We start from the raw sequence: 15374 nt of genomic DNA, 5'->3' as shown, positions 1-15374 counted from the left end.
CCTGTTTTCACAGGACGGCTTCGCGCATCGAAGTGAAGGACCGTTTCAGGCGGGCTGCCGTTGCCCTTCCGGCACCCCCTTGCGCGGGATCATCGTCCACATCGTCAAGCCGCTGAGCAACAGCAATCCCGCCAGGATATACAGCGCGATATCGATATTGCCGGTCCGCGTCTTGACCAGGCCGATCAGCCAGGGACTGACGATGCCGCTGGTGATGCCCACGCTGGAGATGAAGGCGATGCCGGGCGCGATGGTTTGGGACGGTAGCAAGCCCGGCGGCAGCGACCAGAAGATCGGCAGGGCCGCAAAGATCAGCACCGCCGCCACCGACAGCAGCCCCAGCGACACCGCAAAGCTCGACGGATGCAGAGTCAGCGCCGCCAGTGCCAGCGCACCGCCGGTGGTACATACCAGGAAGTGGCCGTGACGTTCATTGCGGCGATCCGAGCGGCGCGCGATCAGGATCAGGCCGATGGCGCCGATGGCGTTGGGGATCACGGTGTAGAGCGAGACCTGCACCACATCCTTGATGCCGAAGTCGCGGATCATCAGCGGCATCCAGAAGTTCAGCGTGAGCGAGCCGCAGGTCAGCGCAAAGTAGATGAAGGCGAACAGGTAGGTCGGCCGATGCGACAGCGCCTGCTTGAGCGCCGTCAGCGAGTGGGCGCTCACGTGATGCGTGCGCAGCGCTTCCTGGCTCTGGCGGTTCTGCAGGAAGCCGCGTTCTTCCGGCGTGAGCCAGGTGGCCTGCGCCGGTCCGTCGGCCAGCAGGAAGATCACCAGCACCCCCAGCACCACCGCCGGTGCGCCCTCGATGGCAAACATCCACTGCCAGCCATAGAGGCCCATCACGCCCGCCATGTCACGCATGATCCAGCCCGAGACCAGTCCGCCCAACACGCCCGCTACCGCCACCCCGGCAAAGAAGATCGCCATCACCGCCGCGCGGCGGCGTGCCGGGAACCAGTAGCTGAGATACAGCACGATGCCGGGAAAGAATCCTGCCTCGAATACGCCGAGCAGGAAGCGCAAGACATAGAAATGCGTCGCGTCGCTGACGGCCATCATGCCCACCGACGCCAAGCCCCACAGCACCATGATGCGCGAAAAGGTGCGGCGTGCGCCGAAGCGGGCCAGCAGCATGTTGCTGGGCACCTCGCACAGGACATAGCCGACATAGAACACCGCCGCGCCGAGGCCATACATGGCGTCGCTGAAGCCAAGGTCCTGCTTCATCTGCAACTGGGCGAAGCCGATGTTGATGCGGTCCAGGAAGGACACCACATAGCAGATGAAAAGAAAGGGAATGATGCGCAGCCAGACCTTGCGATAGATCGCGTCTTCGGCCGCCACGCTCAGCTTGATTGCGGAAGGGGCGGCCAGCGTGCCGGCACCCGGGGATGGGGTCATCATGAAAGTCTCCGTTGAACAGGCACCTGTGGCGGTGCTCTTGTGGATGTCGATGAAAGAGGTGGGTCGCTCAGGCTGCTTCGGCCAGCGCAGCCGATGCTGCCGGGTCCACCCCGGCACGCGCGCGCTGCATGGCTTCGATCAGCACCTCGTGGCCGCCGATGTGATTGGCCAGCAGCAGGATCAGGCGCGCATTGACGTCCTGGCTGGTGGCGTCGTCCAGGCCGCGATGCATCTCGATCAGGGCTTCATAGAAGTCGTCCGGACGCGTCAGGTTGGGGGCGGTATTGAGGCTCATGCTCGTCTCCTTGTTGAAAGTGTTGTCAGGTCATGCAAAGGGATCAGGCCGCGTCCAGCACCGTGGCCGGCTGCGCAGCGGGCTCGTGGCCGGTGGCGCGCTGCAGGGCTTGCTCCAGTGCGGCTGCATCGACCGTGCGCCAGCGTGCGCAGACGTGCTGGTCGGGGCGGATCAGGTAGCAGGTATGCGGCTGGCCGTCGTAGCGTTGCGCCACCAGGCCCTCGATGTCCTGTACCTGCACGGCACCGTCTCCCAGTGCCGAGAGCACGGTGTGGTCTTCCGCACTCGCCTGCGCGCCGCTGACGAACAGCAGGCGCAGCGGCAGGCTGCCTTCGATCAGCCGCACCAGCGCCGGCAGCAGCGCGGCAGAGAGGGAGGCCGGCGGGGCAAAGATCATCGCCACGAACTGGTCGCCCAGATGCGGCAGCAGCCAGCCGGGTATGGTGTCGGTCAGCACCGGCGCATCGGTGCAAGGGGCGCCGGCTTGCATCGCGCCGTGGAAAGGCGCGCTGTCGGCGCTGCTCAGGGGCGAACCGTGCAGCGTGGCCGGCAACGAGAGGCGTCCGCTGTTGACCAGCCTGCGCGCGAAGGCGTGCTCGCGCGCCAGCGCCAGTACGGCATCGCGGAAGCAGCGGCTGACCGCACTCTTGGGCGTGATGAAGTCAGTGGAGCGGGTGGAGTTGAGCAGGTTCTCGTCGGCGGCGAATTCACGCTCGCTGGCATAGCTGTCCAGCAGGCTGTCAGGGGCCTTGCCTTGCAGGACGAAGGCCAGCTTCCAGGCCAGGTTCTCGGCATCCTGTATGCCGCTGTTGGCACCGCGCGCGCCGAACGGCGAGACGCAATGCGCGGCATCGCCCACGAACAGCACCCGGCCATGGCGGAAGCGGTCCATGCGCACGCAGGAGAAGGTGTAGACGCTCACCCATTCCAGGGTGAACTGAGCGTCCTTGCCCAGCAGCGCCTGCACGCGCGGGATCACGCGTTCGGGCGTTCTCTCCAGCACCGGATCGGCATCCCATCCGAGCTGGAAATCGATGCGCCAGACATCATCGGGCTGGCGATGCAGCAGCACCGACTGGTTGGGATGGAAGGGCGGATCGAACCAGAACCAGCGTTCGGCCGGGAAGGGGGCCGCCATCTTGACGTCGGCGATGAGGAAGCGGTCGCGGAAGGTATGGCCCACGCTCTCCAGCCCCATCATCTTGCGCAGCGGACTGCGCGAGCCATCGGCGGCCACCACGTAGCGCGCCTTGAGCAGATAGCTGCCTTCGGGAGTCTCCACCGTCAGCGCTTCGTGATCGCCATGATGGGCAATGGCGCTGACCCGGCTCTTCCAGCGCAGCTCGATCAGGCTGTGCTGTCGCGCCTGCTCCAGCAGATAGCCTTCCACGTAGTACTGCTGCAGATTGATGAAGGCCGGGCGCGCATGGCCGCATTCGGGCAAGAGATCGAACTCGTAGATGGCCTCCTCGCGCAGGAAGACCTTGCCCCGGTTCCATCCCACCCCCTTGTCCACCATGCGCTGGCCGCAGCCGATGCGGTCAAAGATGTCCAGCGTACGCTTGGCAAAGCAGATCGCGCGCGAGCCGGTGGAGAGGGTGTCGTCGTCATCCACCAGCACCACGCGGATACCCTGGCGGGCCAGGTCGATGGCGGTCACCAGTCCGACCGGACCGGCCCCGATCACCACCACCGGATGCAAGGCCGCATCGGCAGGACGGGTTTGTTCGAGGCAGGGCTGGTACATGAAACGTTGCTGCTGGTAATCGATGGCTGGGGTGGAATGCATGGTGTCTCCTCGCTGTCCTTTCTCTTCTGTGTTCTGGCGCGGGCAAATCGGGTCAGGCCTGCAGTGCGGCCCACATTTCCTTGTCGCGTTCGGCAGTCCAGATGCGCGGATGGCTGATGCCGGACGCCTCGTCCGCTGGCAGCACCCGGTGCTGGGGCATATTTCTCCTGCGGTGTTCATCGCGCTGGCGGAGAAGACGGCGCAGATTCGCCAGATCACGGCCTGGGTGGTGCGCCATGCGGTGGCGCAGGCGGCGCAATGGCACGCGCGCGGGCTGGTGGTGCCGATTGCGATCAATACTTCGGCGCGCGATTTCGAGTCCGACGAGCTCTTGCGCCTGCTGGCGTCGCAACTGAAACAGCATGCGGTACCGCAGGGCCTGATCGAGATCGAATTCACCGAGAGCGCCATGGCCAGCAATCCAGAGGTGGTGCGCCAGCGCGTGCAGGCCATTCGTGAACTGGGCGTGCAGGTCGCCATCGATGATTTCGGCAGCGGCTTCAGCAACCTGTCCTACCTCAAGAGCATTCCGGCCGACATCATGAAGATCGATCGCTCCTTCATCCGCAGCCTGGCCGAGGATGAGGCCGATCAGGTGATCGTGCCGACCATCATCCATCTGGCGCACCAGCTCGGGTTCAGCGTGGTGGCCGAAGGCGTGGAGAGCGAGCGCACCGCCCGGATCCTGCATCACCTCGGCTGTGACTTCGCGCAGGGTTACGCGATCGCACGGCCGATGCCGGCGGAGGACCTGGAAGAATGGCTGGGGATGGTGCAATGAGCAGCGCCTGGGGCCGGGACTTGTGTGCTGACGCCCGCGCGCTGCTCGGGGGATTACTGCCGGTTCGCTTCCAGCAGTTGCAGCGACAGGATGTCGGTGGCCAGAGCGGCCAGTTCTTCCAGGGCCTGTCGTTCGTGGGCGCGCAGGATGCGCGGTTCGGTATCGATTACGCACAGCGAGCCAAACGCGCGGCCCTGGTACATCAGGCGGATGCCGGCATAGAAGCGGATGAAGGGCGCTCCGGTGACCATGGGATTGTTGACGAAGCGCGCGTCCTTGGTGGCGTCGGAGACGGTGAAGATGTCTTCCTGCATCACGGCGTAATTGCAGAAGGCCCACGAGCGCGGCGTGGACGTGATGTTCAGGCCATGTGCCGCACGGAAGATCTTCAGCTCCGTGGTCAGGAAGGTGACCAGGGCAATGGGTACGTCCAGCAGTTCGCTGGCGAGCCATGTCAGGCGATGAAAGCGGGCCTCGGAATGTGTGTCTTCCATTGTCTGTTCAACAAAGCGCGCACGTTCTGGCTCGTTCGGGCTGACCGGATAAGGAACCTCGATCTGTGGCCCAGCGTGACCGGCAGTGGGCTCGGGTTGTTTCACTTCACGATGGCCGAGCAGGGTCATGACCGAACTCAGCCGGGTACGCCGATGGCCGCCCGGGGTTTTCCAGGAGGCCAGCATGCCGCTTTCCATCCACATCTGGGCGGTCGTGATCGATACCCCCAGCAGACGGGCGGCTTCTCTCGAAGTCATCGCCGGGTCGCCAGGAGGCATCTCCTTGTCATCAGATGGTACTGCTCGACCCATTTGATTGATCCTTGTAAAAGTATAGCTGTTCAGGTGTAAGATTTGTATATTTCACATATTTAATATTTTTGCGGATGGCAGAAATGCAACGAATCATAGATTCTTTAGTATTTTTCACTTTCTGCGGGATCTGCTGTGTGCAAAATATGAAATAAACAGAGATTCATACTGTAGTCAGAGGAGCTTACGTGTTCCTTGTGGTGGCGACATTCTTGTTTGGCGGGAATGTGTTGCGCCGCGTCATCTTGGGTGACATTCATGCCAAGCGGGCATTGTAGTGCCCCTTGCGAAAACATGTCGGACAAGCGCCAGCCTTCTGCCCGGAAGCTGACCTGCGTCAAGCCTTGGGGGGCTGGCAGGACGGCTGGGAAGGGAGCGGTGGCAAAGCGTTGGAAAGAGACGGGATGGATCATGGGCAAGCAAAAAGGGGTAGCCCCGGCTTCTCATCGGATGAAAATGAATGTGGGCGACCAGACCTACGTGATTGAAAGCCGCACGCTGGGCGGGCTTCACGAGCATCGGCTCTATGCCTATCGGGTGTGGTGCGACGGCGAACTGGTGAAGGATTGGACCGAAGGCAACATGGCCGACTTTTTCGGCCAGTTGCCCACGGCTGGCAGGTCATAGAACGCAACTGCTCCGGCACGCCTTCGGTGCCGGAACGCTGTCCCGCCTTCTCATCCCCCCGAGAAGGTGTTAGCCCTGCTCCGCAAGGAGCGGGGCTTTTTTTTGCCTGTGCGCGCCGCAGCGAAGAATTAGGTATGAGTGAATCTCATTGATCGATGAGATCAAATCATTTTTATTCATGGATGCGGCGACATAGAATCCAGCCTGAACATTGACCGCACCGAGTCTGCTGCGCACGCCGCCTTCATCATTGGCGCGTGCCTTGCAGATTCGATTTCCGCAAAGGGGCGCAGACACATCATGAGCAACGACTTCTCATTTGCCATCAAGAGCATCTGTTTCGACGAGGACTATCGTCCCGGCGACAACACGCGCATTACGACCAACTTCGCCAACCTGGCGCGGGGCGCGCAGCGCCGGGAGAACCTGCGCAATACCTTCCGCATGATCAACAACCGCTTCAATGCGCTGGCACACTGGGACAATCCCAAGGCCGACCGCTACGCAGTGGAGCTGGACATCATCTCCGTGGAAATGGGGATGGCGGGACAGGACACAGCACAGGCGCTGCCGCTGATCGAGGTGCTCAAGACCAACATCGTGGATCACCACACGGGTGAGCGCATCGAGGGCATCGTCGGCAACAATTTTTCTTCCTATGTGCGCGATTACGATTTCAGCGTGGTGCTGCTGGAGCACACGAAGCAGCAGTCCGCCTTCAGCGTACCCGATCATTTCGGCGAACTGCATGGCAACCTGTTCAAGCGCTTCGTCGCTTCTCCCGCCTACCGCCAGCACTTCAGCAAGCCACCGGTGATCTGCCTCAGCGTGGCCAGCAGCAAGACCTATGAGCGCACGGAGAACCTGCATCCGGTGCTGGGTGTGGAGTACCTGCAAAACGAAAGCTCGCTGACCGACGCCTACTTCGCCAAGATGGGCCTGACGGTGCGCTACTTCATGCCCCCCGACAGCGCCGCGCCGCTGGCCTTCTACTTCAGCGGCGACCTGCTGCGTGACTACACGAACCTGGAACTGATCGGCACCATCAGCACGATGGAGACTTTCCAGAAGATCTATCGACCCGAGATCTACAACGCCAATTCCGCAGCCGGCAAGACTTACCGGCCCAGCCTGCAGCATGAGGACTATTCCGTCACGCGCATCGTCTATGACCGCGAGGAGCGCAGCCGTCTGGCGGTCCAGCAGGGCCGCTTCGCCGAAGAACATTTCATCAAGCCGTATCGCGCCGTACTCGAACAATGGTCGCGTGCCGGCGCTCATTGAACTCTCCACCTGCAAGGTTCTCCACCGTGAAAAAATTATTGCCCACCTCCACCGCCGGCAGCCTGCCGAAACCCGTCTGGCTGGCCGAGCCCGAGAAACTCTGGTCGCCCTGGAAACTGCAGGGCGATGAACTGCAGGAAGCCAAGCGCGATGCGCTGCGCCTGTCGCTGCAGGAGCAGCAGCATGCCGGCATCGACATCGTCAGTGATGGCGAGCAGACGCGCCAGCATTTCGTGACCACCTTCATCGAGCATCTCGACGGCGTGGATTTTGCAAAGCGCGAGACGGTACGCATTCGCAATCGCTACGACGCCAGCGTGCCCACGGTGGTGGGGGCGGTATCGCGCCAGAAGCCGGTGTTCGTGGAGGATGCGCGCTTCCTGCGCAGTCAGACCGAACAGCCGATCAAGTGGGCGCTGCCCGGCCCCATGACGATGATCGACACGCTCTACGACAATCACTACAAGAGCCGCGAGAAACTGGCCTGGGAATTCGCCACGATCCTCAACCAGGAAGCGCGCGAGCTGGAGGCGGCGGGGGTGGACATCATCCAGTTCGATGAACCGGCCTTCAATGTCTTCTTCGATGAGGTCAACGACTGGGGCGTAGCTGCGCTGGAGCGTGCCATCGAAGGACTCAAGTGCGAGACTGCCGTGCACATCTGCTATGGCTACGGGATCAAGGCCAATACCGACTGGAAGAAGACGCTGGGGTCGGAGTGGCGGCAGTATGAGGAGACGTTCCCCAAGCTGCAGGCTTCCAACATCGACATTGTCTCGCTGGAATGCCACAACGCGCGCGTGCCGATGGACCTGATTGAACTGATTCGCGGCAAGAAGGTGATGGTCGGTGCCATCGATGTGGCCAATCACGCGATCGAGACGCCGGAGGAAGTGGCGGCGACCTTGCGCCGGGCTTTGCAGTTCGTGGCGGCGGACAAGCTGTATCCGAGTACCAATTGCGGGATGGCACCCTTGCCGCGTGAAGTGGCGCGCGGCAAACTCAGTGCGTTGAGGGCGGGGGCGGAGATGGTGCGCAGGGAGTTGGATGCCTGAAATTTGCGCGAGCAGATCAATCTACTGGTGATGCTGCCAATTCTTCGGTCACGCGTTTATTCAAGGCACCGCCAGCCTGGTAGTTTTCGGTAATCAACTTGACGTGAGTTTTGAGTTCGGGAACATACCAGAACGCGTCGTACATTCTGCCGCTGGCCGACTGTTGCGTGCTGGCGTTTCGGCTGGCGGAAATGGCCACTGAACCAGCCTGGCTGCTGGTGACGGTGGAAGTGGCGACGGCGGCAGTCGGATTGAATTCCTTGCTCCATTCGCCTTCCATTTCCACTTTGATTGCATGGTAGGTACCAGCCGGTACTTTGATATCGACCCAGCCCAAGACCGTGTAATTTTTGGTGATGTGCTGCACCTTCGTGCGTGCATCAGGGTTGGCGGTATCGTATTCCACTTTCCAGGTCTTGCCCGGTTTGAGCGGGAAATCATAGGGACGATTGGTAACGGTATTCTTGCCATTGATGTTTTGCACTACGGCCCAGTCGGCATTGCGCAACAATTCCTTGGGTGGCAGATTGGAGTCTTCCGCCTTGGCGGAAATGACCATGGTCTTGCTGCCGGAGCGGACAATGGCGACGTCCCATTTCTTGGTGGTAGAGCCGAGTATGCCTGCCGTGTTTTGTTCTTCGGTGGCTTGATAGACCCAGGCATCACCCTCCTGCAACGATGGCGCATCGGCAGTTTGGGCGTAACTGGCACTGGCGCACAGCAGAGATGCGCTGGCAGCAAAATAGCCGATGATGGGACGGGTTTTTATCATCGAGTATCCTCGTGAGGTCGTTGTTGTGCAATTGGTGTCGCGCAGATGTATGCGGTCAATGCATTGATAGTGCTGTGATGGCAAAACAGCTGCAGCGATCATACGGCCTCTGGCTTTCAAATCACTGACTGATCATTCTCATTCGGATCGGTGCATTGACCACTCTTTGAGAGAGGAAGATGGGGCCTGGCTGCAATCGATTTTCCATATGAAAAGGCCACCGAATGGTGGCCTTTTCAAAAGCGTCGACGCTTTGGTGATGGTAGTTTTATTTCAGTCCCGAGGAGTCCGATCGATTCGAATGGGCTCGCTAGATTTCATTGTTGCTTGTCACCGTCTTACCAGCTGGTCTCCCTCTCCGCCGTAGAAGAAATCTTGTGAATGGCCAGATCCGCCCCTTCAAATTCCTGCTCCGGATCCAGTCGTATCCCGACCGCCTTCTTCAGCAAGCCATAGACGATCCATCCGCCCGCTGCCGCAATGGCGATCCCCATGATGCTGCCGATGAGCTGCGACATGAACGACACGCCACCGCGTCCGCCTAGCGCCTGCAAGCCGAAGATACCCGCCGCAAGACCGCCCCACAGGCCGCACAAGCCATGCAGCGGCCACACGCCCAGCACATCGTCGATCTTCCACTTGTTCTGGGTGCGGGTGAACATCCACACGAAAATCGCCCCCGCAATGCCGCCGGTAACCAGTGCACCCAGCGGATGCATCAGGTCCGAGCCGGCGCATACCGCCACCAGGCCGGCCAGCGGGCCGTTGTAGGCGAAGCCGGGATCGTTGCGACCCATCAGCAGCGCCACCAGCGTGCCGCCGGCCATGGCCATGAGCGAATTCATGGCGACCAGGCCATTCATCTTGTCCAAGGTCTGCGCGCTCATCACGTTGAAGCCGAACCAGCCGACCGTCAGGATCCACGCACCCAAGGCCAGGAAAGGAATGTTGGAGGGCGGATGCGCGGCCACCGCGCCTTCCTTGCTGTAGCGGCCACGGCGTGCGCCCAGCAGCAGGACCGCCGGCAGCGCGATCCAGCCACCCACCGCGTGGACCACGATGGACCCGGCGAAGTCATGGAACTCGGCACCGAAGGTGGCCACCAGCCAGGCTTGCACGCCCAGGTGCTGGTTCCACGCGATGCCCTCGAAGAAGGGATAGACTAGTCCCACCAGCACCGCCGTGGCGATCAGCTGCGGATTGAATTTGGAACGCTCGGCAATGCCGCCCGAGATGATCGCCGGGATGGCCGCCGCGAAGGTCAGCAGGAAGAAGAATTTCACCAGCTCGAAACCGCTGCGCTCGGCCAGCGTTTCGGCACCGGCAAAGAAGCTCACGCCGTAAGCCACGTAATAGCCGATGAAGAAATAGACGATGGTCGACACCGCGAAGTCGGCCAGGATTTTCACCAGGGCATTGACCTGGTTCTTCTTGCGCACCGTCCCCAGTTCCAGGAAGGCAAAGCCGGCATGCATGGCCAGGATCATGATCGCCCCCAGCAAAATGAAGAGGGCGTCTGCGCCGTTTTTGTGATCGTCCACCAGAAAATCTCCCAAAAAGTGTGCAAGGAAATGTTTGAAAGCCACGACTAAAGCAATTTCCGTTCCATTTTGGTGATTATTTTGCAGTCGGCTGATTTTAAAGAACTTTTCAGGTGCATCAGCCTATATTCATTCTTTTGGCCGCACGAAGAGTGTGCAAGACGAGGCGCGTCTTCAAAGGCTGGCTGCATTTTGGTGCGCAGGCCTGCCGGGCTTCAGAGTGCTCCCTGAGAGCCGAGTCAGTGCGATGACACGAACAGCGCCGACGGTTCCGGATCGGGCAGCGCATACGCATCCTTCATCCGCGCCACCTCTTGCGTCGGCGGCAGTTCGAACAGGCGTTTGAATTCGCGGCTGAACTGGGATGCACTCTCGTAGCCGACGCGTGCGCTGGCTTCGGCCACCGTCAGGCCATTGCGCAGCATCAGCAGACGCGCCTGATGCAGGCGCGTCGATTTCAGGTATTGCATCGGCGAGGTAGCGGTGACCGCCTTGAAATGCGCATGGAAGGAAGGCGGACTCATTCCGGCCTCGTGCGCGAGCTGCCCCACATCCAGTTTGTCCGCGTAGGCGGCATGGATCTTCCTGATGGCCCTGGCGACTTTTCCATACTGCCCGTCAGTGCGCAGTGCGGCGCGCATGGAGGCTCCTTGCCGGCCCGTGAGTACCCGCAGGTAGATCTCCTTCACCAGTGAACGGCCCAGGATCCTGGCTTCCATCGGCACCCGCATCGCTTCCAGAAAACGCAGCACGGAGGCGGACATGCTGGCATCCATCCGGGTCGCGAACATGGTCTGCGGATGGGCGGAGAGGTCGGCATCGTCCATCTGCACCAGCACTTCAGCCAGCAGCTGAAAATCCAGCCGGAAATAGATCGCCAGCAAAGGCGTCTTCTCTGTGGCGTCGGTTTCCATCGTGAACGGGACGGGTACCGAAACAGCCAGGTAGTGACGGGCATCATAGAGATAGGTTTGCCCGCCGAGGAATCCACGCTTGCGTCCCTGCACGACCACCACGATGCCCGTCTCATAGAGGACCGGCGTTTCACTCAATGCACGGTTGGACCTGAGGAAGCGCACATCCGGCAGCAGCGACAGGTTGTAGCCCTCGTCAGGAGCGAGCTCGGTGAGCAGCTGCACCATGCGCTGGTGCGCATTCGATTTTTTCTGCGCGGATTTCTTCGTGCTTCCCGACATGAGCAATCTCATAGTTTTAGGCAAACACCACATGCTAACCGACATGGCGGATTTGTGGAGTCCTGCCTATGATGGCACCCATCGTCCTCTGCGTCGGGAAGCTGCTTCGGCCTCCGGGAGAAGCCACCATCAAGGAGCTACAAGGATTCCCATGAAAAATTCCAGGACATTGCATTTCCTGATTACGGGCGTGAGCTCGGGCTTTGGCCGGGCGCTGGCGGATGCTGCCCTGCAGGCTGGCCATTCAGTAACAGGCACAGTGCGCAGCCAAGCCGCCAAAGAGCAATTCGAGCAGCTTGATCCCGCACGGGCGACGGCCATCGTTCTCGATGTGACCAATTTCCCCGCCATTGCTGCGGTGGTCGAGCACCTGGCTCCGGTGGATGTGCTGATCAACAACGCCGGCTATGGACATGAAGGCGCGCTCGAAGAATCCTCGTTTGAAGAGATGCGGCACCAGTTCGATGTCAACGTGTTTGGTGCCGTGGCCATGATGAAGGCCGTGCTGCCCACCATGCGCGCAAGACGCAGCGGCCACATCATCAACATCACCTCCATGGGGGGATTCATCACCATGCCGGGCATTGCTTACTACTGCGGCAGCAAGTTCGCCCTGGAAGGCATTTCCGAGACCCTGGCCAAGGAAGTGGCGGCGTTCGGCATCAAGGTCACCGCCGTGGCGCCCGGTTCCTTCCGTACCGACTGGGCAGGGCGCTCCATGGTGCGCTCGCCCCGCAGCATTGCGGATTACGACGCCGTGATCGATCCGATCCGTGCGGCACGCCAGGCCAAGAGCGGACACCAGCTCGGCGACCCGGCCAAGGCGGCGCAGGTGATCCTCGACATTGCCGGCGATGCCAACGCGCCGGCCCATCTCCTGCTGGGCAGTGATGCCGTCAAGCTGGTGCGCGAAAAGCTGGCGCGGATGGGCGAGGAAATCGACGCATGGGAAACGATCTCGGCATCAACGGATTTCCGGTGAACGATCTTGCGTGAGAGTCCGATGTCGTTGAGATAGTGTGATGCCTGGATCGATCGCGACACTATCCATCGGGAAGAGGCGAGATCATGCGGCCCGAGGGCCGCATTTTTTACGAGAAGAGCGCCGCATGTTTCTGCGGTCAGGACTGGTCAGCAGGGTTTCATCGGACGGTCATATTCGGTTGCTAGATTGCAAGCCCCCGTGTCTTCGTCACTCTTTCCCTCACCCTCACAGGAGTCGCCATGCCAGACCGCAACCCGCTAGCCGACCACAGCCGCCGCCGCTTCCTGCGCGACAGCGCAGTCACGACGATTGCCGCCACTACCACCTTGGCCGCACCCGCCGCATTTTCCGCCGCCCCCGCCATCGTCACTTCCGAGCGCCTGCGCCCGCAATTCCCCGGCGGCATCATGAGCGGCGATGTCACCCGCGACAGCGCCATGATCTGGGCGCGCGCCGACCGCAATGCGCGCATGCTGGTCGAGTATTCCACCCGCGAGGATTTCAGCAACCCGGTGCGCATCGCCGGTCCCACCGCACTGGCACGCGAGGACTACACTGCCCGCGTCGACCTGCGCGGCCTGCCGGCCGGTCAGCGTCTCTACTACCGCGTGCGCTTCCAGGACCTGGTGCATGAGTCCGCCCTGAGCGAACCGCTGACCGGCAGCCTCATGCTGCCCGCCACCACGCCTGCCCAGGCGCGCGACATCACCTTCGCCTTCTCGGGCGACGAAGCGGGCCAGGGCTGGGGTATCAACGAACAGTGGGGCGGTTATCGCGTATATGAAAGCATGCGCCGCTTCCGTCCGGATTTCTTCATCCACTCGGGCGACCAGATCTATGCCGATGGCCCCATCCAGGCCGAAGTGAAGCTGGAGGACGGAACGCTGTGGCGCAACGTGGTGACCGAAGCCAAATCCAAGGTCGCGCAGACGCTGGACGACTATCGCGGCAACTTCGCCTACAACATGCTGGACGCCAACAAGCGCCGCTTCGCCGCCGAGGTGCCCTTCCTGGTGCAGTGGGATGACCACGAAGTCCGCAACAACTGGTATCCCGGCCAGGTGATCGGTGCCGCCGAAAAGCGCTACGACGAACGCAACATCGATGTGCTCGCCGTCCGCGCGCGCCAGGCCATGTTTGAACACAATCCCTTCCGCATCGACAGCGCCGATCCTTTCCGCATCTACCGTGCCTTCAACCACGGTCCGCTGCTGGACGTGTTCATGCTGGACGAGCGCAGCTATCGTGGCCGCAATTCTCCCAATCGCCAGAAGGGCGGCCATGATGCCGACTTCCTCGGTCCCGAACAGATGCGCTGGATCAAGCAGGCGCTGCTGCGTTCGCGCTCGACCTGGAAGCTCATCGCCAGCGACATGCCGCTCTCCATCGTGGTGCCGGACCTGAACCCTGATGTGCCCCAGGGAACCTTCGAGGCCTGGGCCAATGCCGACAACGGCAAGCCCTCCGGGCGCGAACTGGAAGTAGCCGAACTGCTGCGTTTCATCAAGCAGCACGACATCAAGAACGTGGTGTGGGTCACGGCCGACGTGCACTACGCCTCGGCCACGCACTACGCGCCCGAGCGTGCGCAGTTCACCGACTTCAAGCCCTTCTGGGAATTCGTCGGCGGCCCCATCAATGCGGGGACCTTCGGGCCGGGCGAGATCGATCGCACCTTTGGTCCGGATGTGCGTTTCGTCAGCATCCCGGCGGACATGAAGCAGAACCGTTCGCCAGCCGAGCTGCTGCAGTTCTTCGGCATCGGCAAGATCGACGCGAAGAGCAAGGCCCTCACCGTCACGCTGCACAACACCGACGGCAAGGAAATCTACAAGGTGGAATTGCCGCCCGAGGCCTGATCGCCTGCAGGGAGTACGGGCAGAATCGGACCGGACTCAGCCCGGTCCGGCAAGCTTGCGCGAGATGTTCGCGCAGGCTTGCAGCAGCGGTGTCACATACGCCTGCTGCGCATCGGGCAGGCGGCGATAGAGCGGAATGCTCACGCTCACGCAGGCCACCGGCACGCCATCGGCACCGACGATGGCAGCACCGTAACAAAAAATCTGCGCTTCGTTTTCTTCACGATCTTCGGCGTAGCCGCGCGTGTGGGTCTCTTCGACATCGGCGCGCAGCGCCTCCAACGTGGTGTGTGTGTTGGATGTGAAGGCTTCCAGATGCAGCGTGCGCATCAGGCGTTCGCGCTGCGCTTGCGCCAGCCCGGCCAGATAGGCTTTCCCCACCGAACTCGAATACAAGGTCACGCGCGTGCCGATGCGCGAATCCATGCGCACGGCTTGGGGACTTTCCAGTTTCTCGATGTAGACCATGCTGTGATCGCTGGGCACGGCCAGGTGCACCGTCTCGCGCGTGATGTCGCGCAGCTGGCGCAGCGACTCGATGGCCGTGGTGCGGATGTCGCTGCGGTCCCAGGCACGGCTGGCCAGATGGATGAGGCGTGGCCCGACTTCATACTGCTTGCTGCGCGGGTTTTCCACCACCATGCCCTCGGCCATCAGCGCGCCCAGGATGCGATACACCGTCGGACGCGGATAGCCCGACAGCGCCGCCAGTTGCGCAATGGAGAGCGGCGCTTCCTGATCGGCGATCAGCTGCAGCACCGCCATGAACTTGGAGAAGGCGGCAGTGCCCGCGATCTTGTTGTCGTCAGCTTGTTTGTCGTGGTCGGGCATGAGCGCGGGATCGTGGGGCAGGAGTGGATCAAGGACAGGGGCAGGATTGCGTACAAGATTCAGTACGGAAATCCGTACAGAATTCTGTACCGAATTCGCGCCAGATTATAGCCGAGCCCATATGCAAAAAATCCCGCGCC

The 15374-nt window shown here is 61.5% G+C and carries 15 protein-coding genes; 6 read left to right on the top strand and 9 right to left on the bottom strand.

Going from position 1 to position 15374, the window contains the following annotated elements:
• Positions 1-45 precede the first annotated feature (45 nt).
• The 3 genes from ACWHXP_RS17425 to ACWHXP_RS17415 form a co-directional block, all read right to left on the bottom strand.
• On the bottom strand, positions 46-1413 hold the full coding sequence (locus ACWHXP_RS17425) for an MFS transporter (RefSeq protein ID WP_489635444.1): 1368 nt from the start codon (positions 1411-1413) through the stop codon (positions 46-48).
• A 67-nt stretch (positions 1414-1480) separates the two neighbouring features.
• Complete coding sequence (locus ACWHXP_RS17420) at positions 1481-1708, bottom strand: DUF2783 domain-containing protein (RefSeq protein ID WP_121042872.1); 228 nt, start codon at positions 1706-1708, stop codon at positions 1481-1483.
• A gap of 43 nt (positions 1709-1751) precedes the next feature.
• Complete coding sequence (locus ACWHXP_RS17415) at positions 1752-3497, bottom strand: FAD-dependent oxidoreductase (RefSeq protein ID WP_489635445.1); 1746 nt, start codon at positions 3495-3497, stop codon at positions 1752-1754.
• 148 nt (positions 3498-3645) lie between these two features.
• Between ACWHXP_RS17415 and ACWHXP_RS17410 the strand changes: the two genes are divergently transcribed.
• A complete protein-coding gene (locus ACWHXP_RS17410; protein ID WP_489635446.1) occupies positions 3646-4278 on the top strand; it encodes an EAL domain-containing protein in 633 nt (210 codons plus the stop codon).
• Between the two features lie 53 nt (positions 4279-4331).
• Here the strand turns inward: ACWHXP_RS17410 and ACWHXP_RS17405 are convergent, their stop codons facing one another.
• Both ACWHXP_RS17405 and ACWHXP_RS17400 read right to left on the bottom strand, forming a co-directional pair.
• Positions 4332-5030 carry a GAF domain-containing protein gene (locus ACWHXP_RS17405; protein WP_489635447.1) on the bottom strand — a complete coding sequence of 233 codons (699 nt, stop codon included), beginning with the start codon at positions 5028-5030 and terminating at the stop codon, positions 4332-4334.
• A gap of 158 nt (positions 5031-5188) precedes the next feature.
• The gene (locus ACWHXP_RS17400) at positions 5189-5497 is read right to left on the bottom strand and encodes a hypothetical protein (RefSeq protein WP_489624585.1); all 309 of its coding nucleotides are present in this window, start codon (positions 5495-5497) and stop codon (positions 5189-5191) included.
• On the opposite strand from ACWHXP_RS17400, the gene ACWHXP_RS17395 reads away from it, so the two are divergent.
• From ACWHXP_RS17395 to ACWHXP_RS17385, 3 genes are all read left to right on the top strand, one after another.
• The gene (locus ACWHXP_RS17395) at positions 5496-5711 is read left to right on the top strand and encodes a hypothetical protein (protein ID WP_489624586.1); all 216 of its coding nucleotides are present in this window, start codon (positions 5496-5498) and stop codon (positions 5709-5711) included. The genes ACWHXP_RS17400 and ACWHXP_RS17395 overlap by 2 nt on opposite strands.
• Positions 5712-6011: 300 nt before the next feature.
• Positions 6012-6995: a DUF1852 domain-containing protein gene (locus ACWHXP_RS17390; protein ID WP_134135544.1), complete on the top strand. Its 984-nt coding sequence runs from the start codon at positions 6012-6014 to the stop codon at positions 6993-6995.
• A 26-nt stretch (positions 6996-7021) separates the two neighbouring features.
• Positions 7022-8050 carry a methionine synthase gene (locus ACWHXP_RS17385; protein ID WP_489635448.1) on the top strand — a complete coding sequence of 343 codons (1029 nt, stop codon included), beginning with the start codon at positions 7022-7024 and terminating at the stop codon, positions 8048-8050.
• Between the two features lie 16 nt (positions 8051-8066).
• Here the strand turns inward: ACWHXP_RS17385 and ACWHXP_RS17380 are convergent, their stop codons facing one another.
• From ACWHXP_RS17380 to ACWHXP_RS17370, 3 genes are all read right to left on the bottom strand, one after another.
• Positions 8067-8822, bottom strand: coding sequence for a hypothetical protein (locus tag ACWHXP_RS17380; protein ID WP_489635449.1), 756 nt, complete (start codon positions 8820-8822; stop codon positions 8067-8069).
• Between the two features lie 338 nt (positions 8823-9160).
• Positions 9161-10363, bottom strand: a complete 1203-nt coding sequence (locus tag ACWHXP_RS17375) for an ammonium transporter (protein ID WP_489635450.1) — start codon at positions 10361-10363, stop codon at positions 9161-9163.
• Positions 10364-10602: 239 nt separating this feature from the next.
• A complete protein-coding gene (locus tag ACWHXP_RS17370; protein ID WP_489635451.1) occupies positions 10603-11505 on the bottom strand; it encodes an AraC family transcriptional regulator in 903 nt (300 codons plus the stop codon).
• Positions 11506-11710: 205 nt separating this feature from the next.
• Between ACWHXP_RS17370 and ACWHXP_RS17365 the strand changes: the two genes are divergently transcribed.
• Both ACWHXP_RS17365 and ACWHXP_RS17360 read left to right on the top strand, forming a co-directional pair.
• Entirely contained in the window at positions 11711-12541 is an 831-nt protein-coding gene (locus ACWHXP_RS17365) for an oxidoreductase (RefSeq protein ID WP_489635452.1), read from the top strand.
• Between the two features lie 242 nt (positions 12542-12783).
• On the top strand, positions 12784-14403 hold the full coding sequence (locus ACWHXP_RS17360; RefSeq protein WP_489635453.1) for an alkaline phosphatase D family protein: 1620 nt from the start codon (positions 12784-12786) through the stop codon (positions 14401-14403).
• Between the two features lie 36 nt (positions 14404-14439).
• On the opposite strand, the gene ACWHXP_RS17355 is transcribed toward ACWHXP_RS17360, so the two are convergent.
• The gene (locus ACWHXP_RS17355) at positions 14440-15234 is read right to left on the bottom strand and encodes an IclR family transcriptional regulator (RefSeq protein WP_034340063.1); all 795 of its coding nucleotides are present in this window, start codon (positions 15232-15234) and stop codon (positions 14440-14442) included.
• Positions 15235-15374 lie beyond the last annotated feature (140 nt).

The sequence above is a fragment of the Herbaspirillum sp. Her2 genome, from assembly GCF_057961375.1.
This window is presented reverse-complemented; position numbering and strand designations above follow the sequence as displayed.